This window comes from Lacihabitans soyangensis, assembly GCF_024343775.1.
GTDB classification, from domain to species: domain Bacteria; phylum Bacteroidota; class Bacteroidia; order Cytophagales; family Spirosomataceae; genus Leadbetterella; species Leadbetterella soyangensis.
Map to the genome: position 1 here is coordinate 164,066 of NZ_RJUF01000003.1, position 22,187 is coordinate 186,252.

Annotated in this window: 18 protein-coding genes; 8 read left to right on the forward strand and 10 right to left on the reverse strand. The window is 38.1% G+C overall.

Annotated elements, in window-relative coordinates; translation table 11 throughout:
- Window positions 1-144: 144 nt before the first annotated feature.
- The 3 genes from EGI31_RS02735 to EGI31_RS02745 are packed head-to-tail and all read right to left on the reverse strand — an operon-like array spanning window position 145 to window position 4,692.
- Complete coding sequence (locus EGI31_RS02735; RefSeq protein ID WP_255035605.1) at window positions 145-3,189, reverse strand: 3-coathanger stack domain-containing protein; 3,045 nt, start codon at window positions 3,187-3,189, stop codon at window positions 145-147.
- 50 nt (window positions 3,190-3,239) lie between these two features.
- Window positions 3,240-4,337 carry a right-handed parallel beta-helix repeat-containing protein gene (locus EGI31_RS02740; protein WP_255035606.1) on the reverse strand — a complete coding sequence of 366 codons (1,098 nt, stop codon included), beginning with the start codon at window positions 4,335-4,337 and terminating at the stop codon, window positions 3,240-3,242.
- Between the two features lie 19 nt (window positions 4,338-4,356).
- Window positions 4,357-4,692, reverse strand: coding sequence for a LytTR family DNA-binding domain-containing protein (locus EGI31_RS02745; RefSeq protein ID WP_255035607.1), 336 nt, complete (start codon window positions 4,690-4,692; stop codon window positions 4,357-4,359).
- A gap of 171 nt (window positions 4,693-4,863) precedes the next feature.
- Between EGI31_RS02745 and EGI31_RS02750 the strand changes: the two genes are divergently transcribed.
- Entirely contained in the window at window positions 4,864-5,520 is a 657-nt protein-coding gene (locus tag EGI31_RS02750; RefSeq protein ID WP_255035608.1) for a response regulator, read from the forward strand.
- Window positions 5,521-5,564: 44 nt separating this feature from the next.
- A complete protein-coding gene (locus EGI31_RS02755; protein WP_255035609.1) occupies window positions 5,565-7,145 on the forward strand; it encodes a tetratricopeptide repeat-containing sensor histidine kinase in 1,581 nt (526 codons plus the stop codon).
- Window positions 7,146-7,514: 369 nt separating this feature from the next.
- On the opposite strand, the gene EGI31_RS02760 is transcribed toward EGI31_RS02755, so the two are convergent.
- Window positions 7,515-10,730, reverse strand: a complete 3,216-nt coding sequence (locus EGI31_RS02760) for a S41 family peptidase (RefSeq protein WP_255035610.1) — start codon at window positions 10,728-10,730, stop codon at window positions 7,515-7,517.
- Window positions 10,731-11,207: 477 nt separating this feature from the next.
- On the opposite strand from EGI31_RS02760, the gene EGI31_RS02765 reads away from it, so the two are divergent.
- The 3 genes from EGI31_RS02765 (at window position 11,208) to EGI31_RS02775 (ending at window position 13,398) form a co-directional block, all read left to right on the forward strand.
- Window positions 11,208-12,053 (forward strand): helix-turn-helix domain-containing protein, encoded by an 846-nt coding sequence (locus EGI31_RS02765; RefSeq protein ID WP_255035611.1) that lies wholly within the window; start codon window positions 11,208-11,210, stop codon window positions 12,051-12,053.
- 72 nt (window positions 12,054-12,125) lie between these two features.
- Entirely contained in the window at window positions 12,126-12,749 is a 624-nt protein-coding gene (locus EGI31_RS02770; RefSeq protein WP_255035612.1) for a cupin domain-containing protein, read from the forward strand.
- A gap of 268 nt (window positions 12,750-13,017) precedes the next feature.
- Entirely contained in the window at window positions 13,018-13,398 is a 381-nt protein-coding gene (locus EGI31_RS02775; RefSeq protein ID WP_255035613.1) for a hypothetical protein, read from the forward strand.
- A 125-nt stretch (window positions 13,399-13,523) separates the two neighbouring features.
- Here the strand turns inward: EGI31_RS02775 and EGI31_RS02780 are convergent, their stop codons facing one another.
- The 6 genes from EGI31_RS02780 to EGI31_RS02805 form a co-directional block, all read right to left on the reverse strand.
- Window positions 13,524-13,952, reverse strand: coding sequence for a DUF1761 domain-containing protein (locus tag EGI31_RS02780; RefSeq protein ID WP_255035614.1), 429 nt, complete (start codon window positions 13,950-13,952; stop codon window positions 13,524-13,526).
- A gap of 55 nt (window positions 13,953-14,007) precedes the next feature.
- Entirely contained in the window at window positions 14,008-14,901 is an 894-nt protein-coding gene (locus tag EGI31_RS02785) for a sugar phosphate isomerase/epimerase family protein (protein WP_255035615.1), read from the reverse strand.
- 103 nt (window positions 14,902-15,004) lie between these two features.
- Window positions 15,005-15,649: a transposase gene (locus tag EGI31_RS02790; RefSeq protein WP_255035616.1), complete on the reverse strand. Its 645-nt coding sequence runs from the start codon at window positions 15,647-15,649 to the stop codon at window positions 15,005-15,007.
- A 209-nt stretch (window positions 15,650-15,858) separates the two neighbouring features.
- The gene (gene selD / locus EGI31_RS02795) at window positions 15,859-16,911 is read right to left on the reverse strand and encodes a selenide, water dikinase SelD (protein ID WP_255035617.1); all 1,053 of its coding nucleotides are present in this window, start codon (window positions 16,909-16,911) and stop codon (window positions 15,859-15,861) included.
- Window positions 16,899-17,933, reverse strand: coding sequence for a tRNA 2-selenouridine(34) synthase MnmH (gene mnmH / locus EGI31_RS02800; RefSeq protein ID WP_255035618.1), 1,035 nt, complete (start codon window positions 17,931-17,933; stop codon window positions 16,899-16,901). The genes selD and mnmH overlap by 13 nt, the downstream gene beginning before the upstream one ends.
- Before the next feature lie 297 nt (window positions 17,934-18,230).
- A complete protein-coding gene (locus EGI31_RS02805; protein WP_255035619.1) occupies window positions 18,231-19,019 on the reverse strand; it encodes a CDP-alcohol phosphatidyltransferase family protein in 789 nt (262 codons plus the stop codon).
- 367 nt (window positions 19,020-19,386) lie between these two features.
- On the opposite strand from EGI31_RS02805, the gene EGI31_RS02810 reads away from it, so the two are divergent.
- The 3 genes from EGI31_RS02810 (at window position 19,387) to EGI31_RS02820 (ending at window position 22,178) form a co-directional block, all read left to right on the forward strand.
- A complete protein-coding gene (locus EGI31_RS02810) occupies window positions 19,387-20,406 on the forward strand; it encodes a saccharopine dehydrogenase family protein (RefSeq protein ID WP_255035620.1) in 1,020 nt (339 codons plus the stop codon).
- Between the two features lie 101 nt (window positions 20,407-20,507).
- Complete coding sequence (locus tag EGI31_RS02815; protein ID WP_255035621.1) at window positions 20,508-21,251, forward strand: Crp/Fnr family transcriptional regulator; 744 nt, start codon at window positions 20,508-20,510, stop codon at window positions 21,249-21,251.
- A 21-nt stretch (window positions 21,252-21,272) separates the two neighbouring features.
- Window positions 21,273-22,178 carry a hypothetical protein gene (locus EGI31_RS02820; RefSeq protein ID WP_255035622.1) on the forward strand — a complete coding sequence of 302 codons (906 nt, stop codon included), beginning with the start codon at window positions 21,273-21,275 and terminating at the stop codon, window positions 22,176-22,178.
- The last annotated feature ends 9 nt before the right edge of the window (window positions 22,179-22,187 follow it).

Genomic DNA, 22,187 nt, shown 5'->3' on the forward strand with positions numbered 1-22,187 from the left:
TTACGAAATCATTAATCCTTTGCACGGTTGTACAAATCATAACATCCTCATATTATCGTTTTTAAGAATTACTTCTTGCCAGTTTTTTTTGCAAAAAAAATACCCTGATTTGCATCAAGGTATTTCAAATTAGGTCATTGATTATCAATTACAAACTCCTCTTTCAGCCAAGAAAACCGTTCCGTTGGCGGCTAAAAACCCAGGTGAAAGCTCTATGGCTTGTGCTGAACGGTAGGTAATGTTAGCGGTTCCGGTTATTTTATTTGCTGCAGTTATTTTTACGTTCGAAGCCTTTACTTGAAGACCCGTGCTGTAGTCATCAGTGGGGCTAACGAGATTAAACGTGGAGCCACAGATATTTACAACAATAGGTTTGATGTCTGTGCAGCCAGCAAGGCTAGTTGCCTTGATGTAGTACGTTCCGGAGTTTGCCACGGCCGTTGGAGTTGATAAAATGTTGGTGGCCAATAAGTTGGTAAAATAACTCAGGATGGTTCCAGATGGCAAAGTACTTCCAGAGGTAGCCGAAGGCACCGTGATGTTTACGGGGCCATTTCCTGGAGTATTTTGATTCGTAATTACCAAAATAGGATTTGGATTTACCGTTACAGCAACAGTTCCATTGGCCGAACAACTTCCAAGCGTGACAGTAACCGAATAGGTACCCGACATGCCTACCGTTGCTGTATTTGAAACCAAGGGATCTTCAAGTATAGAACTGAAACTTGACGGCCCAGACCACCCATAAGTGGCTGATGGTGTATTGTTTACGTTTAAAGTCAAAGCAGCCCCTTGGCAAATATTTACTGGTGAGGTTGTAGAAACTGTTGGTCTAAGATTAACCACATTTACTACTGTAGTATTTACACTGCAGCCATTTAGGTTTACAGTTACGCTATAGGTTCCGCTGGCATTGGTTGCTGCCGAATTTATAGTTAGGTCCTCTAAACCAGAAGTAAAACTATTGGGTCCGGTCCAACTATAGGTAGAACCTGCAGTAGCGTCTATTCCAAAGTTCAAGTTATTGCCAGAACAAATGGGTGAGTTGGTATTTGTTCCTGAAATGACAGGAAGGGGTTTTACAGTTACCGCTACTGTGTTGGATGCATTACACGAACCGAGAGTAACCGTAACAGAATATGTGCCCGACATACCTGTAGTGGCTGTATTTGAAACCAAAGGATTTTGACCCGCACCTGCAAAAAACGGCCCAGACCACAAGTAAGTGGCTGAAGGGGTGTTGTTTACTGCCAAAGACAAAGGCTGGTTTGCACAAATTATTACGGGTGAAGTGGTATTGGCAGTTGGGGTTTGGTTTACCACGTTTACAATGGTAGTATTTACAACGCAGCCATTTAGGGTTACCGCAACACTGTAAGTGCCACTCGCACTGGTACTTGCCGAATTTATCGATTGATCCTCAGTAGTCGAAATAAAGCTGTTTGGTCCTATCCAGCTATAAGTCGAGCCAGGGCTTGCATTGAGACCAAAGGTGAGTGTAATGCCAGAGCAGATAGGCGAGTTGGTACTGATTCCTGACAGTACAGGTAATGGTTTTACGATTATTTTTATCGAGTCTATTTTAATACAAGCATTAGGTGACATATAAGAAACTTTGTAAAATCCTGAGTCAGCTAAAGTCACAGCAGAAACAGTTTTATTACCACCACTTCCACCAATATTTACATTCCCTCTTGCCCATCCTAAAAACGAGTTTCCAACAGCTGAAGAAGTAAGATTAATATTTTGACCTTCACAAACAGGCGAATTACTACCTAGCGTAATAACAGGCAGGGGGTTTACGGTTATTATCAAGGAAGCAGATGAAGTGCATCCTGCCATAGTTGATGTAGCATTAACAGTGTATGTTCCCCCACCATTGGCTGGAATATTTGCTCTGGTAGGAGCATTTCCGGTTGCTGTAAAACCTGCCGGTCCTGTCCATGAATAAGTGGCTGGTACATTTGAATTTACACCCAAAATTAATGTTGCCATTTCACAAGGAACGGTATTATTTGCAGATGGCGTTAATGTTAAACCTATAGTCAGCGAAGTGGCGGCCGTGTCTCTTATCATAGGTAAAGTGCTTTCTACCATTACCTTATAGCCAGATGCTATGGCTATATTATTGGGTATGGTACCCACCAATGTGTCGCCTGTAGTATTCATGGACGAAGTGATACCAACAAAATTCTGACCAAGGCTATTTGAAAGTTTAATTGTAAAAGTACTTATCAGGGCCGGATTATTCCGTGGCCAATTTCCTGTTGTATCAATCGGTATTTTTATTATTCCACCGGGGCAAAATTCTGTGGAAAGCGTATTATTCGCTAGTCGGGGTTCACCTATTTGCATTTTTATGGTGGTATCTATCCGTACTACGGTTTGGTAAAAATGTGAGTTTTTTGAACTTACTATGCTCGAATCGAGCATAGTTGAACCAAACACTTTGAAGGTCATCACATGTACACCATGCGATAGTCCGGTAGTTGTTATTTCTCTACTACCAATCACGTCGGAGTCAAAGCTGTCACGCTTTAGTGTGTCGGCTACATTGAAGGTCACATTTAAAAAATCATTAGGAGGCGTGCCCACATAAGAATAGCCACCCAGAGCATATCTGATAGAATCTACCCTCGCCAATTCACCTGATTGCCTACCCATAACTAAAATGCTTTCTGATTGCCAAGGAGTGAATAATCCATATTTGTCTTTAAACCTAAAAAAGAGCTGGTTGGCACCTTTTACTGCCCCAGCAGTGGGAAAATTGAGATTAAATGTGAAATTATTATCCGACGCAGGCATTAAAATAGTTTGGGAAGGATTGGTGTCTGAGTTCCAATAATAGGTCATTTCTTTCATTTCTAAGGAATCAACTTGGTCAGTTGCACCAGCTAAATGATTTTCGGGACTTATTAATATCGGCTGACCTTCTGCCTGTGACCAAAGGGTGTCGTTAAGCTTAAACCTTACAAAGAGTATATGTTGACCGGCGGTTAATGGTCCAGCTACATTTAGGTTGAACGTTTCGTCTCCAATACCGCCAGATATTTCGGAGGGCGTTAGTGCGGTACCCAGTCCAACACCAGGGTCGGTATTCCAAAAATATTCACCCGCAACAATATTTTGTGCAGATGCTATATTAGAAAACCACACCCAAAGAGTAACTAAAAGCAATAATTTTTTCATAGGAATATGATTTTTATTATTTTGATAATAAGTTATTTACCATCAAAATATTAATTATTGGTTTTGGCTTTTACGGTAACAGGTATCACAGAGTTGGCAGCAGCCAAAGTAGGTACAGACATGCTATAAATTTGTGGGCCAACAGGTATGCCACTCAAAACATAAGGTTGGTCGCCACCGAATGGACCAGCGTCAGTAACGGGTGAATTACTTGCATAAGGAGCTTTGCGACCATAGTTGGTGGCAGGACTTCCCGGTGATAGCACTGCCCTTCCATCTGCATTATTTAGGCCGTTGGTGTTGGTTGGATAGCCACCGAATATTTTGGCTGTAGTTACAAGATTGTCGCTAGGCAAGGTGATACCAGAGGTGAGTTTGTCTATAATGTTATACTTGAATGCATAAGGATGGTAAAGTGGGTTGGTGGGATTAAACATGTAAATTGTGGTGTTTGGAAAACCCCCTTTAAATACATTGTTATAGAATGAAATATTATTGATACCTCCACTCATAGCAAATACTTCTCCAGCTCCAGAGCCTCCTGTGTTTGTACTATCTATATCAAAAACGTTGTTTATTATTAGGCCCGACGAGGCATTGTCGTGGTCAAATCTAAGTTTAGTTAAACATATATTGTTGGCAATCAAATAGTTGTTCTGAATTACTCCTGCAGAAAAACCAATATTTATAGAGGCATAAGAGCTACTATTCGTAGTACCAAGATAGTTTTGAGTTATTTTATTATTTGTTGTACTGACATTACCTTGGTTCAGGTCATACCCCATTAGAAATTGGAAGAAAATTTTATTTCGGGTGATGGTATTGTTACTAGAGCCAATGTAAAAGTCATTTAGAATATCCATTCCAGCAATATAACTTCCGCTTGAGCCCGTTGTTAAATTCATGTTTGTTACTTGTGCAGAACCAGCAGACCTAAAATAACCTGGGCCCAAAATGGTTAGTTTTTTATTGATATTTATAGTGCTACCTGTGTAGTTTCCAACTCCCACAATTAACACATCCCCCGCAGTAGCATTTGTAATCTTTGTTTGTAAATTGTCACCATTTACCACTGAAATAACGGCAGCTTGGCCAATTAAACAAGCAGAAAGCATCAAAAAAGAAAGAAGTAAAAATTTTGTTTTCATTGTATTAAATTGTTTAAAATCAATTGATTAAATATTTTTGAATGTAGTTTTGAGCATCTGCTGCTCTGCGACGAGAAAAGGTAATCTTGACGCCATTGTTTAGCTCAACGGTCTGTTTGTTTGTATTATCGCCAAGGCATTTTACATGAAATGCATTCAGCATAACTTGTCTATTTACCCTTACAAAGGGGGCATCTTTTACAATTTCAGAAATCTGTTTCAGGGTTTTGGCAACAGTAAGTTTTCTGCCATTTTGAAGCCATATTAGAGAATAATTGACGTCCGATTCAAACATCAAAATATCTTCCGGATCTAACTCTATGTTTCGGATGATATGCAGGTTCTTGAGGGCCATAATCTATTTTGGATTGATAACCCAAAATTGATGGTAATTCAAAGCCTTGTCAATAAGGCATTTGCCCTATTTTTGTGTTATTGGTTACCATTGGATAAATTTCTAAATACGTCATTTGCCTTATTGATTTTAATATTTGTTATCTTGTATTTTTGTATAAAAACAAACTCCATGATTACCATTGGCCTCGTTGACGACAACCCAACTTTGCTCCGAAACATTAGTCAGAATCTCTCGATTTTTGATGAAGTTGAGGTTATTTTTAAAGCCAATGGAGGTCATGATGCTTTGGACAAGCTTAACAATCACCACCCTGACATGCTGCTGATGGATATAGAAATGCCCGAAATGGACGGCATAGAAACCACCAGGCGGATAAAGGAGCTTTTTCCTGAAATAAAAATCATGATGTTGAGTGTGCTCGACCGTGAAGACAAAATTTTTGAAGCCATAAAAGCCGGAGCTTCGGGCTACCTGACCAAAGACGAAAAACCCTCAAAAATAGTAGCTGCCATAGAAGAATTGATGGAAGGTGGTGCACCGATGTCGCCAACTATAGCCATGAAAACTTTACAAATACTAAGAAATCAGGAGATTGTTGGCCAAAAGACCGAATCTTACGAGAGTCCGGAATTCTACAATCTGACAAAAAGAGAAATAGAAATACTAGAAAAAGTGGCTGCTGGATTAACTTATAATCAGATAGCAGACCAGCTCTTTATTTCTGCCAAAACTGCCCGTAAGCATATAGAAAACATTTATCAAAAGCTTCACGTACATTCCAAACTGGAAGCCGTAGCCGTAGCACAAAAGAATAGGTGGGTATGAGAAGTTCGTTTTTCTGTATTTTTATTTTCGTGTCATTAGATGCTATGGCACAAAAAACCAATCCTCAAGCTTACATTGATTCAGCCTATCATTATCTATATGATCATGAAAATTTCAAACTTTCAAAATTTTGGATCAATAAAGCCGAAAAAAGCCTTTTGACAAAAGCCAATACCCTTCAAAAATTCAATTTAATGTATTTTTATGGTAATTTATATCATGAATTAGGCGATAAAGAAAAATCTATAAATAGTTTCAAACAAGCCCTAGAATTTGCGAAACTAAAAAATGATAATAACTTGATAATCAGAGGAAAAAGAGGCTTGGGGAGTGCTTATTTTCATTTTAACCTCATACCCGAAGCCAAGAAAATATACATTAATTTAGCAAAAAATTATCTAAAACAAAACGACTCTACTAATTATGCCAATACTCTATCTGTTTTAGGAAATCTACAAAGAAAGCAGGGTGATTTTTCTAATGCTTTTGCTAATCTAAATAAGGCTTACAATATTCAATTAAAAATAAAAGATGTTTGGAGAATAGTAAACACTACGCGATTTTTAAGTATGTATTATACTGAAACTGGGAATTATAAACTGGCAGAAAAGTTAATTGAAGAATCAGATCAGGTAATAAAAAAGAACAAATATGACTCTGAAATAAACAAGACTTTAATTGTTCGACAACGACTTGCTTTTGCGAGTAAAAATTTTACCTTGGGCGATGAACTTGGCAAGTTAATTAATCTTAGAATTGACTCCGCACGAGTCAAAAAAAGAGAAAAAGAAATGGTTGAGTTTGAAGCACGATTAAAAACTGCCGAAAAAGAAGCCAAACTGAAAGAAGCACAACTAGAAATCTCACAAAAAAGAAATTGGATTATAGGACTTAGTCTTGGATTTTTAGGAATAATGGTAACAGGTGGATTATTGTGGCGAATATCCACTATAAAAACCAAAGCAAAAGAAACTGAAAAACTAAAAAACCTTGAAATAGAAAACCAGAAAAAACTGCTTTCTGCCAAAGAAATCGAACGCCAACGCATAGCCAAAGAACTCCACGATAGCGTAGGAAGTCAACTTACGGTGGTAAGTACTAGTCTTGACAATGCCTTTTATCTGTTTGAAAATCAAAAACTTAAACCTGAGAAACTTGAGAATATTTCAGTGGAGGTTCGCTTGGCTGCTCAGAGTTTGCGAGATACGATTTGGGCCACCTATAATTCAGAAATTTCAGTTGCAGATTTGAGGTCAAGGATTCAGGAATTTGTAAAGAAATTCAGTGATGAAAATAGCTTCAACGTAGAAATTAGTATAAATGGTGAAGGGGTAGTTTTAACGCCAATTGAGGGTCTAAATCTATTCAGAATCGTGCAAGAGGCACTTAACAATACCCAAAAATACGCTTCGGCGAGTTTGGTGAAAATTAATGCTGATTTTTCAGAAAAAAATTACGTTTTAGAAATAGCTGATAATGGTAAAGGCTTTGATTTAGAGCAAAATAAAGTCTCGGAGTCTTATGGACTCAACAACATGAAAACCCGTGCTGAGGAGATTGACGGTAAAATAGAAATAAAATCCACTGTCGGTGGAGGTACAGCAATTATATTTGAGAAAACATAGCAACGTGAAACTACAAAACCTCCTTGTTTTGTCTCTATTTCTTTTGCTTGGTATAGCCTGGGCACAGCCTGGACCTACGCATTTTGCACAAATAACAGAACTTGCGTATGAAGCCGTATATGACAAAAATTTTGCTGAGGCTGCTAAAAAAATTACCGAGTTAGAGAAAATTTGTCTGGCTACGAAAAGTCGAACACAGTTTTTTGAACTTTGCTATTAGAGATAAAATCAATAAAGAGAGGCTGTTGGGCAAACTTAAGTATAGCTCTGTTTAAAATTGACTAAAGATGGGTTCAGTCGATATGTAACAAAAATCGTCGGCATAGTTGAAAAAACCATACCGACGTTTTAAAAAGATGATCTTAAAATTTACTTCTTAGCATCAATATCTTTCAAAAGCACTTCAACTGCTGTTTTGAGTTGGTCGTCAGTGCCTTTTGAAATCCAATCTAGTTGGTTTTCTACGATAATATCAGGTATGGCTGGCCCGAGTTCTTGATTTTTATCGGTAGCTTTAGTAAACCAGCCACGGAAAGGTAAACGTACAAACGAACCATCCATTAATGCTTTACCACCCGTCGAAATTACAGAACCATTGGTTGGCACTCCCACCAACTTCCCAATTCCAAGTGTTTTGTAGGCGTGCGAGAAAATTTCAGCGTTTGAGTAACTGCCTTCATTACAAAGGGCTACCGAAGGTTTTGTCCAAGCGGCATAAACTAAGCGTTCGCCAGTTGGGTAATAATCCTTGAACTTCAATTTATCTTTTTCTAAATCATTGCTCGCTCCTCTTGGAATCGTGTAGGCGTGTTGCTTATAATTGAGCATCGTCATCAAATAATCAGTTGTTGAGCCTCCGCCATTATAACGTACATCAATCAATAATCCTTCTTTTCCGTAGCCAGCTGCTGTAAATTCACGCTCAACTACTTCAAAACTCGGAAAATCCATGCCTTTAATATGAATATAACCCAAGCGTCCGTTTGAATATTTTTCTACCAATTTCTTGCGATTTTCTACCCATTCTTCATACAAATTATTCGAAATGCTCGCAGTCAATCTGATAGCTACTTCACGAGTTTTTCCATCAGTAGCTTTTACAGTCAATAATACTTTTTCATTGACTAAACCATTCAATAAACCATGAAAGTTAGCAGTTTCACTTACATTTTCACCATTTACTGCCACAATTACGTCCCCCTCGTTGAGTTTACTTTTCTCTTTATCGGCTGGAGTTTCTGGCACAATATGATTGATTTTCACACCACCACTCACAGGCACAATTTCTGCTCCGAGCAAACCCGTTGCTTCACGTTGAGTTTCGGCACGGTCGGTTACAGTAAGCCCCATGTGGCTTGAGTTGAGTTCGCCCAAAAGCAGGTTAAACATATCTCTAAAATCATTGCCCGTGCTGGCATTTACGCAACGCTCTTTGTATTTATCGTGGAGTTTTACCCAGTCGTTTCCGTGAAATTTAGGGTCGTAGAAACCATCACGGATGGTACGCCAAGCTTCTTCAAAAACCTGTGTACGCTCGGCGGTATAATCAACTTTCATTTTTGAAACAAAAGGTAGATTTTCCGATGCACTCGTTTTTATATCAATTCTGCCCAAAGCTCCTTGTTTGGCAAAATACAAGTATTTTCCATCTTTGTCCATCGTCACTCCGCTCGGATTTGCACCGCCTTTCGTGATTTCTTTCAAATCTTTTCCGTCCCATTTGATGCTGAACAAATCTCTGCCTTTGGCGTTACTGCTGGTAGTTGTATAATAAAAGGTTTCACCGTCTTTCGAGATTACGAGGTCGCTTTCATCACCTGGAAAATTGGTTACTTGCACTACACGCTCATAGATTTTATCGAAATCAATTTTGATTGGCTTCGGTGTTTTATCTTTTTTGTCGTTTGGTTTTGCAGGAGCGGCTTCGGTTGGCGTTTCACGCTCTTGCCAATCTTGGATTTCTTTTTCCCAATCTTCTTTTTTGAGCCACACAAACCAAACATCGCCACTACGGCCCACGCTTCGCTGCGAAATAAATCCTAATTTCGAGCCATCCGCACTCCAAAACGGACGACTATCACCTCTTGGGTGCATCGAAACGTTAACAGGTTTTGACGAATTATCGGCCGCATGAATGAAAACTTCTTCGTTGAAATACAAATCTTCGAGCGAGTAAGCCAGCCATTTATTATCAGGACTCCAAACGATACTGCTCGGCGATGCCCAACTATCGTTCAAGATTTTTTCGTTGCTAAATTTTCCATCTGCCGAAATATCAGCTACCACAAAAGTGCCCCTTCCACGGACATAGGCAATCTTTTTGCCATCCGACGACACACTCATGTTGGTTTCATCAGTCGGCGTTTTGGTGATTTGTACGAGTTCGTGTTTGAGCGATTTGAAAATATTGCGTTGCGTAGTATCGGCCGAACGAACCATGTAAATATCAAAGTTTCCGTTGGCTCTATCGCTGCTGAAAAGAAGCGTCGAATCATTCAGCCAAGTTGGTTCAACATCACGAAACCCATGCTCTGAAACGTTGATACTTCTTGATTTTTCTTTATCGGCTTCTTTCACGAAAACCTCTCCACGAATCGAATAAGCTAACATTTTGCCATTGGGAGAAACAGCGTATTGGCTCGCTCCTGTGGTAAATGTTTTTTGTTCGGTGGCATCCAAGCGGTCATCGGCACTGATTTGAACATTGAGTTTTTGAGCCGAACCACCCGAAGTTTTTATGGTATAAAGGTTCATGTCTTTTTCGAAAACTATCGAATTCCCATCAGCCGACACACTAAATGCACGAATTGATTCATCTTTAAAATTGGTCAATTTTTCAGCTTTTTCGGCAGCTTTACCATTGGTATCAATTTTTAAGCGGTAAATATTGTACGCACCATCAATGCTACTCAGAAAATAAAGCGTACTGTTTCCGCCCCATTGTGGCAAAACATCGTTGGTTTCAAAACTTGGGAGTTGTTGATAAGTTTTGTTTTTGGTATCATATAACCAAAGGTCACGGTCGGAGCTTCCTTTGTAGTCTTGGCGAGCCACTGGGTTAATATCGCCACGAACAAAAGCCACAAAACGACCATCGGGCGAAAGAATCGGGTCAAAACCAACAGCATCTAAAAAACGAGATTCTGTTCCACCTTTTGAACTGATTGAATAAACCTCACTTGGACGTTCGATTTGTTTAAACTCACGGTTGGTAGAAAATAAAATTTTATCGGCGTGAGTCCAGCTTGAAATATTATCTGAGCCCGAATGGTAAGTCAAACGCTTGGGCATTCCACCCTCGGTTGGCATCACAAAAATATCGTTATTGCCAAATCTTGCTCCAGAAAAAGCAATCTGACTGCCATCTGGACTAAAAACAGGATTGCTTTCATAAGCTTCGTGGATGGTCAGACGAGACGCTTTTCCACCCGAACTAGGCACTGTCCAGATATCGCCTTGAAACGAAAATGCTACTGTTGAGCCATCTTTGTTGATAGCTGGCTGGCGGAGCAGTAAATTGTTTTGTGCTTGTAAAAAAAGGCTTGAGCAGCCAAGAAATGCTGCGGTAAGGATAGTTTTTTTCATATAGCGTTAGTTTGTTGAAGGGCCAAAAATATAACCTCATTTCACTAACAAAGTTATGATTTTTAGGCAATTTTCAACAAAAAAGAGAGCAAAGTGGATGTCTCATAGACCAAAAGAGTAAATATTAATACGACTGTTGCTGAAACACGCGTCTCCCACCTGTGCTTCAACAAAACCTGGAGGTCTATTGTTTGCTTAAAATTTAAAGTCAACAAGCTATTATTACCAAGGATGTTTCCTTGAAAATGTTCAAATGTCTTCAAAAATGATTAGTTTCAGAGCCTTAGCCTAGAAATTAAATTATCTAGACCTAACCCATTTCACACACTGAGTAAAAGCGATTGGTTTTACAGTTAAGGAAGCCAATAAACCTTCCGATGTCCAGCATTTCATGATTTATTTATTCGGGAGTTTCATTTTTTACAATTTTCTTATTCAAAAATTCTTTTAACTTGCACAAATTCAATTCTTTCCTGAATGGATGCACCCGTCAATATAAAAATAAATGAAGGTATGGATTTCTTTATCAAGAAACCCAACACCAGACTTTTGCCTTATATTGACCTCATTTGGGCGAGCAATGGCCGGCCTAACTTCAAGGAGGAGCGAGTCATTCCTGATGGATCCTGTTTGTTACTTTTTAATTTTGGGAAACCTGTCGCCAGCATCAGCGGTAAGTTACATTTGCCCATCAAACGCTGCGTTTTTACTGGGGTCTTTACCAATTTTATTTCTATGAAATATGACTCAGAAGAAGAAATTCACCAGCAAGTGGGGGTTATTTTTAAATCTGGCGGGGCTTATCCTTTCATAAAAATTCCGATAGAAGAATTTAAAAACCAAGCCATTGATGCCGACTTGATCAACAAAAACCTCTTCGAAAGTATCTATCACGATTTGGGTGAAGTGGAATGTTGCGAGACCAAGATTCTTATTCTTGAAAAAATATTGACAAACATTCTTTCCAAGTTTGACAGCTTAACTTTACCTCAGGATTTCATCAACTTAATAAAATTCAGGAATGAGTTGAATATCAATGCAATAATTGACAAAACAGGGTACTCGCACCAGTATGTCAACAAAATTTTGAGGTCTCATGCAGGCGTAAGTATCAAAAGCCTTCAGAATATTTATAAAGTCGGCCAGGCCATTCAAATGCTCAAACAAGACTCCAAAATTGAGAATTTCACGGCTTTGGCTCATGAATTAAACTATTATGACCAAGCACACTTTATACATCAAGTCAAAAAGATGACGGGTTTTACACCTAAGGAATTCAAAAATCTCTCGCTGCCCATCACTTCACGGGTTATTTATCTTTGAGTTTCATTTTTTACAATTTTTGAGGTTTTGAGCACTATAATTTTGTAACATAATTATTACAATTTTATAGCCATGATTCAAAAAATTATCATTTACATTCTCGGCTTTCTTGTGGTTTATTTGGTTGGCGGAGGTATTTTATTTAACCATGTTCTCCTACCAAAACCTATTGATTATTCGGCATATTTCGAGAAACAGCAACAGTTTGCTAGTAGAGCGGAGGGAATGCAATTGAGCATAAAAAAGCTCGACAAGCAAAATGTTTTTCTGAAGGTGTCAGTTGAGCCTTACGCCGCTGGACCTCCCGAACATATTCACCAGAACTTCGATGAGTTTTTTGTGGTAGAAACTGGAACGCTGAGTTTACTCATTAATGGCCAAAAACGCACATTAAAGGCCGGTGAAAGTATTTTGATTCCGAAAGGAACACCTCATAAGCCATTTAATGAAACCAATCAAATGGTTATCTTGAACGATAGTACAGACGCTCATCCTACCATGCCGTCTCATTTTGCATATGGTTTAAGCCAGCTCTACCCAGTCATGGATCAGCATGGTGCCCAATCGCCCAAAGTGCTTTTGAAGTTGGCTAGTTTGGGACAAAACTTCGACACTTGGGTGGCAGATGTGCCCATATTTGCACAGAAAGCTATTCGGTGGTTGCTTGGCCCAACAGTCAGAATAATTAGGCAGTAACCAGAATTGGGCATTGACTTCAATTTACGCTTTTAGTCATATTTAATTACTGGCGTCTGCTGAAACTATTTCTAAGAATCTTATCTGCCTGAATGTTAAACCCTTACAGGATTTGGGGTTAATTGGGGGTGTTTTTGTTAATATACTTCAATCCCTCTGGGGTTGTTCATTATCAATTATTTAAGAATTTTAAACTCATCAATTAATATTTAGTCGGACGCCAGTAATATTTAATTATTTCATCTTTTAACATTAAAAATAACATTCCATGAAAACCAAACTTACCGTTTACATTTTTATTTTGCTATTATTGAATCTTTCATGTGCTAAAGAAGACGCAAGTCCAGACCCCACCTCCCAAATAACCAATAAATGGTGGTGTGCAAAAACTGGTACGGGTACTATTTCTTCGCAATATTTTAAAGCCGACGGTACTTGGGAACAGGGCTCTAAAGGCGGGCGGTTTAACGACACAGGCAAGTGGGCTTTGTCGTCCAATAAAAAGAAAATCGTAATCAGCAGTGTACTAGACTATAACAAGAAATCAAAAACCGGTTGGGAATATGATATTGAGACTTTTTCGGAAACTAACCTTAAGATGAATTGGAGTGCATTTGGGGTAATATTGGATTTGGAGGTGTGTAAGTAGGAAATTATAATGGTTAGGGTTAAATGGCTCCGTTGATTTTGATGGGGTCATTTTTTTGCCACAGATTCAAGAGTTTATTATTTTAATAGTAGTGAATCTGTGGCAAATTTATTATTATATATAGTTTAGCCCATGAAAGTCAAAATTCCTGAAACCAACAGCAGAGAAGCTAAAGCATAGCCAGTGTTGATAAAAAATAATTTCCAAGAGCGACTTTCCCACACGATGGCCCCGAGATGGTAGGGAACATAAAAACCAAGCCAAGTGAAAATGGCAGAATTGAGGATCGTACCAACTTTTCCCATCTGATCCATTCCTGGTACAAAACTCCAAGCGGCGTTATTATGAGCCAACACATAGGCCATAAAAAAATTACCGATGAGATTGAACACCATGCCTTTTATCATCACTTTCGAGTCAGGCGTTTGAGTGGTATCCATTTTGAGTTCTTTAGCCCAAGCTTTACCGAAAAGTGGCGTGTACCAGAGAAAACCAAGTACAAAATGGGCTACAACGGCAATGATTATTGCCAAATAATTGATGTTTAAATCCATGATTAATAGTGTTTTAGGGTTAGAATATTTCCAAAAGTATGAAAAATCTGGAAAATCAAAACTGTTTTTGGATATATTCTACAAAACTTGGTAAAGCCACCTCAGGATTTGGTAATTCAGGATGCCAGCGTTTTTCCCATTCGAAACTTATGAAACCTTTGTAATTGTCTTTTTCAATTATTCTGAGAATTTCATTAATTGGCACTTCACCTTTGCCCGTGAGGGTATATTCGTAGGTATTATTGGGCTTAAAAAAACCGTCTTTTATCTGTACTATTTTTATGTAAGATTTCAGGGTTTCATACATTTTTTGTGGACTTTCTTTGGTAATCAAATGCATATTGAAAAAATCCCAGATGATACCAACATGTTTTTTATCAAGGCCTTGCATCATTTTTAGGAGGTCTTCTGACCAAACCAAATCACCATGGGCATCGAGCAACACTTTTACTTTTGAGCCTTTGCAATAATCGATGAGTTTTTCGTAATTGGACTTTATGGTATCCAAAGCAAACTCCTTAGATTTCTCTTTCGGAAATTTATCGGGAAAAACTCTCACATAAGGACAATCCAAATGCTGAGCTAGGTCAATGTATCTCTTTGCTGTTTCAAGGTTTTTTGTTCTTTTCTCAGGCTCATATTCATGCAAAACCACAGAAGAATTGAGATTCAGAATTTTTACACCATAATCCTCAGACATTTTTCTAATATCGGTGATTCTCGATGGGGCAAACTCAGGACTATTCAGGATATCTACATCGCCCTTTATCCCTCTGATTTCAACAGCTTTGTAACCATACTTTTGGGCATTTGTCAGAACTTCTTGCAAACTCCAGTCGGGGCAAGCCAATGTATTAAAACAAAATTTCCGTTTGTTTTTTGGTTTTGAAAATGCTTGGGAGCCAATCAAAATACCAAGACTGGTTTGAAGGAATTTTTTTCTGTTCATTTAGTAGAGCGATTTTTCAAATCGCTCAAAAGTATTAATTAAAAGTGTATTTTAGAAACTAGTCCTACGTAAAGCGATTTTTCAAATCGCTGTTAAAGAAAAGCTAACCAATTATATTTTTAAAGCTTTCTGCCAAATATGTCCATTTCCATTCAAAAGGCTTTATAACCAATCCTGCCTTTACTGGATTATTAACCACGTATTGAATGATTCGAAACCTTTCATCATCATTTCTAATTAGCCTATCATAGCTTTCATATTGCCAAAACTGCCCAGTTTTTCCCAAAACCTCATTACATTTTTTAGCTGAAAAACGTTTAATTGAATGCATTACCTCATCGAGATACTTCGGGGTTTTTACTTCGAAATTATCTAATAACCGAAATACAACATGAACATGATTAGACATTATACAAAAACAAAACAAGTCAATTGTTCTTTTATCCCAAAAATGTAGTGACTCAGACACAACTAGAGCCAATTCATCATTCTTCAACCAACTTTCTCCCTGGTTTGCTGCATCTAAATATTTATCTCTTTTTGCAAAATCAAGCTTTATCAATTTATCCAAATCCTCATCAAAGTTTTGAGAAAACAATTGGATAGACTTTTTCTGTATTTCAAATTCCTTAGCCCATTCATCCAGAACCCTTTTAGGGATTGCATCTGCTAGGTTAAATGTTACGAAAAAAGTTCCTCCAATTGGCTGATAATGTGGCAAGTTCCGTCTGTAGAATTCTTTTTTCATAAAAGTAGAGCGATTTTTTAGATTACTCAAAAATAATACAAATCTGAACAATAAGTGTAGAGCGATTTTTCAAATCGCTGGCAAAGCCAATCATCGCCCTATATTGACCACGATTTGGATAATTGTGTTACTCCAAACTTCAGGCGATCTTCCAAATCTCTAACAAAGTCAATTATCGCCCTATTTTGACCACGATTTGAAAAATCGTGTTACATATTTATACCACCAATATTCACCACAAATTCCGAAGTTTCAGTCAAATACCCAATCGGCTCACAAAAATCGGTTAATCCGTTTTCTGAAAGTACTTTAACGACTTCTGAAGCTTGGTCTTTACTCACGGCTATGAGTAGTCCGCCACTGGTTTGCGGGTCGGCTAAGATGGCTTTTTGCAGGTCTGACATTGGAGCTATTTTATGCCCATAGCTGTCCATGTTTCGGTTGGTTCCCCCTGGAACTGAGCCTTGTGCAATGTAATCATATATTTCCGGCGTTATCACAGGAATTTTTTCAAAATCAATAACCGCACTCAAACCGGAGCCTTCAGCCATTTCGGTTAAATGCCCGAGTAAACCAAATCCAGTTACATCTGTCATGGCTGACACGCAAGCCAATTTTCCCAATTCTTCGCCAACGTTATTGAGACGCATCATTTGGTTAGGTGCTAGGTCTTTGTGTTCGGGTTTAAGTATTGACTTTTTTTCGGCTGTTGTTAAAATTCCAACGCCCAAAGGCTTTGTTAAAAATAGCACATCGCCCGCTTTTGCTTGATTGTTTTGTTTGATGTTTTCTATCGGCACGATGCCATTGACAGCCAATCCAAATATCGGTTCTGGGGAATCAATACTGTGCCCACCAGCAAGAGAAATTCCCGCTTCAAGGCAGATGCTTCTGCTGCCGTCTATTACTTTTTGAGCCACTTCGGCAGAAAGTTTGTTGATAGGCCAGCCCAAAATAGCAATAGCCAAAACTGGCTTTCCGCCCATGGCGTACACGTCGCTGATGGCATTGCAGGAGGCTATTCGACCAAAGTTGTAGGGGTCGTCTACAATGGGCATAAAGAAATCCGTGGTAGAAATAAGGGCAGAGCCGTTGCCAAGATTCAGTACTGCAGCATCGTCTTTGCTGTGGTTGCCTACGATCAGATTTTCGTTGTTGGGCAGGGCAATATTTCCTTTTAAAATCACGTCCAATACCTGGGGCGATATCTTGCAGCCACAACCCGCTCCGTGTGAATATTGCGTAAGTTTTATTTCTTCCATATTCTTTCTATAATTTTTTTAGCGTTTATTTCTTTATTCACGCTTTCCCCTTCTATTTTTATTATTTCCCCTTTTTCTTTAGAATTCAGTCCTTTCTCATACCATTTGTCATAATATCGAAGCAGTATACCGAAACAAGCACTCAAATTCCCTTCTTCCAAATGCGAGATGGCATTCTTGGTTTCGAGACCACCAAGTCTTTTTTGAATTCTCAATATGGCACTTTTTATCTCCTCCAAAGGAAGTTTTCCGTATTCCTCTACCAAATATTTCAGGCGTTCTTCGAAGGGTATCTGTAGGTAAATCAATTCGCTTACTTTCATTTTTTGCCATAAAGCGTTGGGTATATTCACATTGCCTACGCGTTGGCTTTCGTCTTCGAGGAGAATACTTTCTTCTACTTTTTTAGCGAATAGTTTGTCGGCTAACAGATTTTCAAATAGCTCTTGGCTGGGTTGCGGAGGCTGATTAATGCCACCTAAGGCTGATCCTTTGTGGTGAGCAAGAGCTTCTAAGTCAATCATTTGCATTCCTGATTTTTCCAATTCATGAAGTAGTGGTGTTTTGCCGCTACCAGTGTTACCGCTTATAATTTTAAAGTCATATGGCTTTTCAAATTGGCCCAGTACCCAGTTTCTATAGGCCTTATATCCGCCAGTTAATTGATATACTTTGAAGCCATAAAGATCTAATAACCAGGCTACTCCACCGCTACGCATACCACCTCTCCAGCAATGCACTAGTATTTTTTTATTTCCAGATTTTACAAAATCCTCTACTTCCTCTACCATGGCTCTCATTTTTGGGCCGAAGTAGTCCAAGCCTATTTTTATGGCTTTTTCTTTGCTTTCTTGCTTGTATGCTGTTCCAACTACCTTTCGTTCTTGGTCGGTAAAAAGTGGCAAAGAATAGGCATTCGGAATATGAGCATGGAGATACTCGCCAGGGCTTCTTACATCTAAAACCAAGCATTCATTCCGGTTTTTAATAAAATCGTCTATTCCTATTTTCTGAATTGCCATTTTTTATGAATAAAAAAAACACCACAAAAGGGTGTTTCTCAATAATCTTTTCTGTTTTTCTTTTCTAGTTTTTCCTGCTTTTTCTCTTTGGCTGATTTAGCAGGTTCCTTTTTTGCCTCTTTTTTGGCGTCTTGTGCTTTTCCCATTTTTATAAGTGTTTACATTGAAAAAAAAACAAAACCAAAATTCTCCGCAATTATTAGTGATTTTTGGTCTTTGATTCACAACGACTGCAATTTAAAAATATTTGCGTTATTTTCACTAAACTGTTGAAAAATTAGCCCTTGAAAATATCAGTCAACTTAATCTTTTTGTATATTCATTTAAAGACTTCCGAATCAAAATCATAATCGGCAACAACACTGTATACCCGATAAAAAATATAACGATAAAGTTCTGATAACCCAATATCAGCATTACTGACACAATAAGCAACTGGAAACCCAAACCATAAACCGAAACGAAGCTCATAAACCAGCTGGGGTAGTTTTTAGACCGATGTGCATTGGCATCAAGTGCTTGTACGAATCTATCAAAAAATCCGTATAACACGTTGAAAATCACGAACATAATGTTTACGGATTTCTGCTTTTCTCCCGGAAAGGCCGTTGGTGCTTTTTGCTCAAATACCTTACTGGTATTGTCACCACCGACAGTTATATTCCGCAGGATGACGTAGTAATAATTATACAAAGTACCTTGCAATTGTACACAGATAAAAGCCACGAAAGTCAACCAAAGTGGATTGTTTGACAAGTAACCAATCGATAAGAATAACAGAAAATTAAGGATGATGTCGAAGATGCTATCCAAATATCTGCCTACATACGAAGGTGTGTTTTTTTGACGAGAAAGTTCGCCGTCAGCAGCATCGAGGATGGATTTTAGAATAAGAAAAAAGGCAGCAGCCCAATAATATTCTTTAAAAATACAGTAAATGGCTAGTAAACCAGACACCCCAAATGCAAGCGTAACATGAATAGGTGTGGCTTTGGTGTTTTTTAAAATGGCCGCTATTTTTCTTGCAATTGGCCGTCCGTAATCCGAAAAATCAATGAATTTGTCCTCGGGAGCGAGTTTCGACATCGAAGGTTTTGTAATCCGTAATGCGACAAAATAGTCGTGGTTATGATTTCATAACAATTTGATAACCTTATAATGTTGATTTTGGTTTAAAATCGAAAATCAAATATTTGGGTACAATCGAGAAATCCATATCGCTTATTGAAATTATAGATTTTTAAGCACTTTCAAAAAATCAGTGAAATTCCACTATGTAGGTAGAAATCCGTGAAATCTGCGTTGCTTGCATCCGTGTTATCTGTGTCCCATTTACCACGCATTATAAAAACTTATTCTTTACCTAAATTAAGCAAAAATAAATTATCTTTAAGAGTAATTTCTGTGTAGAAATATACCGAATATAAACAGGTCATATTAAACCGATTCACAATTGGAAATCTTAATTTTAGGAGGCAAAGGAGAGCTGGGGAGACAAATAGTAAAAGCCTGTGCAAAAGCAGGTTACAATTGCACATCCTCCAGCCGAAACCCACAAAAATCAGAAGTATATTTTGACTGGATGGTCTGTAAGACCTTTGAAAATGCTTTCAACTATGACGTAGTCATCAATGCAGCACCTGTTCCTGACTTTGAGCTATATTTTGATTTTGTTAAACAGACTTTGACTCAAAAGCGAATTTTCGTAGAAACCACAGCAAATTCCAGTCTAGTTCAAGCCATCATTGCTTTTCAAGAACAAAACAAATCCACTTCTCTTGGTCTTTTTGTACATGGGGTTGGGCTTTTTCCGGGCGTTAGCAATTTCCTATTTCGAGCAGCAACAAAGCAACTTCCCGAAACCAGCAAGGCGACGTTCAATGTCAAATACTCGGTTTTTAGCAAAGCTGGCCGCGACATGTGCCAGCTTATGGCCGAGAGCCTGACGAGGCCATCGGTTTATTATCAGGACCAAGAGTGGTTTGCCGAAAAATCAATTGGACCAATCGCTGTTTTTCAGGAAAAAGCCCAACAAAAAAATACATGGAAGGGCTTTCTGGCGGACCTGCCTGACACACAATATTTCGCTGCTATTCGTTCAGATTTGAAATTTATTGGCTCATACTTTTCGCCCATGGCCGATGCCCTATTTACACTGTTGAAATTGTTCAATTACGCACCAAAAGGTGCTGTTTTTGTCAAACTTTATGCCCAAAGTTTCTATTTTATGAGAGGGATATTGTTTAAAAATCGTACTTCTGAAATGATTATTTCTGTGGTCATAAACGACAAAGACATCTCCCAAATAAAAGTAAAAGATGCCATCTACGCAGCTGGAGTTGGTGTGGCGGCTATTCTGCCTTTTCTTTCAAACCAAACCGGCGTTTTGCGGGTAGACGAGCTGGTGGAACCAGAAGTGTTTTTTGAGAAATTGAAACACAATGAATCTGATGTTTTTGAGTTTAGGATGTAGTGCCAAACCGCAAATGTTGGCTTTGGCTCAATTTGATTTTACAAAAGTTTTTATAGCTTTGCGATTCCATATAATAAAAGTAAAAATTCAACCACCCAAAAATGACTTTAATAGAATATTTCCAACAAAATCACAATTTACCGACCGAATTGCTCCAAAACATCGACACACTTTTTGAAAAAGTAAGTTTTGAGCCAAATGAGTTTCTATTGAAAGAAGGCGAAATTTCAGACAAGATATACTTTGTAGAAAGTGGAATTCTCCGTGAATTTTCGTATATTGAATCTGAATCTGAATCTGAATCTGAATCTGAATCTGTTATAACCCATTGGATATTGACAGACTCGGAATGGATTTACCAAGTAGAGAGTTTTGAATTAGGCATAAAGTCTAAGAGCAATATACAAGCGGTAACCAAAACCAAAGCCCGTTATATCAGAAAGTCTGATTTTGAAAACCTCTCTACGTCTAGCATGGAAGTTCTGCTGCAGATTCTTAAAATTTACCAAAACTACCTCTTGCAGCTTGAGTACCGCAACCGCCTGCACCAACTACGCAAAGTAGAAAATCGCCTGGAGATGTTTGAAAAACTACAGCCGAGTTTGGCCAACAGAGTACCTCAGAAGATGATAGCCTCTTTTCTGAACACCACCCCCAGCCACTTGAGTAAAGTACGGAGCAAGCGGATGCTCAAAAAATATTGTAGCTACAGGAATTGCGAAATGACAAGCCATTTCTTGTCATTTCGCAATTGTTCGTCTCAAAAACCTTTCAGACCTTTACAAACAACAAAGCCCCCGAAGATCTTGGCAGACGCAGGGGGCTCTGGATATTTAATCTTTTAACAAAATTAAACATGTAAAGGTATGAAAAAAGTACTATTCTCATTCGTATTTAGTTGGTTTTTATTTAGTTGCTCTAAAGAGGAAATAAGCCAAAGTTCTCCCAAAATTGAAATTGTCAATGGAATTTTAAAATTTGAAAGCCGAAGTCATTTTGAGGAGTTTCAGAAATCATTAGAAATGAATACTCTTGGTAAAGAAGATTTGCATTTAATTGATTCTTTTCAATCCTTTGAAAGAGAAGTTAAGAAAGAATTGACCAATCAAGAGAAAGAAAATATCGTTAAGAACAATGGGTCTAATGTGTTCTTTTTAAATAAAAGCGAGTCCAATGAAATTGAAGCAGTACCTCAAATAAAGGATCCCATTCTCAGAAAACTATTAAATAAAGATGGTTTAGTTCTGTTAGGAAAAGATGCTTTAAAAGTAGAATTTGAAAGGGAAATAACTTTCGAAAATTTTGATCCAAAGTCTAACGTTATATTTAATAACTATTCTAAATTTAATAGTTCTATTAAAGCAAATAGTAGAAATGGAAAAGTTAAGTCAATCAATAGTGCCTTACCGCAAAATGATTCTAGGCATGATTATATGAGAAACGATTTGCGTCTTAAGGTAAGATATGATTATGATGGATCTACACCAAACCCCAATTATTGGAATAAAATTGAAATATGGGGAGAACTCCAAGATCGGTTGGCAGGTGTATGGTGGAATAGAACAGCTGATGTAATAACCATTTCTTCAAATTTTAGAAATGGAGTTGGTAATTCTAGTACGACAAATAATAATTCGGTTTACTTAGAGGCGTACAATATTTATGGAATTGACTATGAATTTGGAAAAAACAATTCCCATCACTTTGATGCAACTGCAACTTGTATAGAAAATGGAGGCCAATACGTTGGTGATGTAACAGTTTCGAGATAATTACATTTA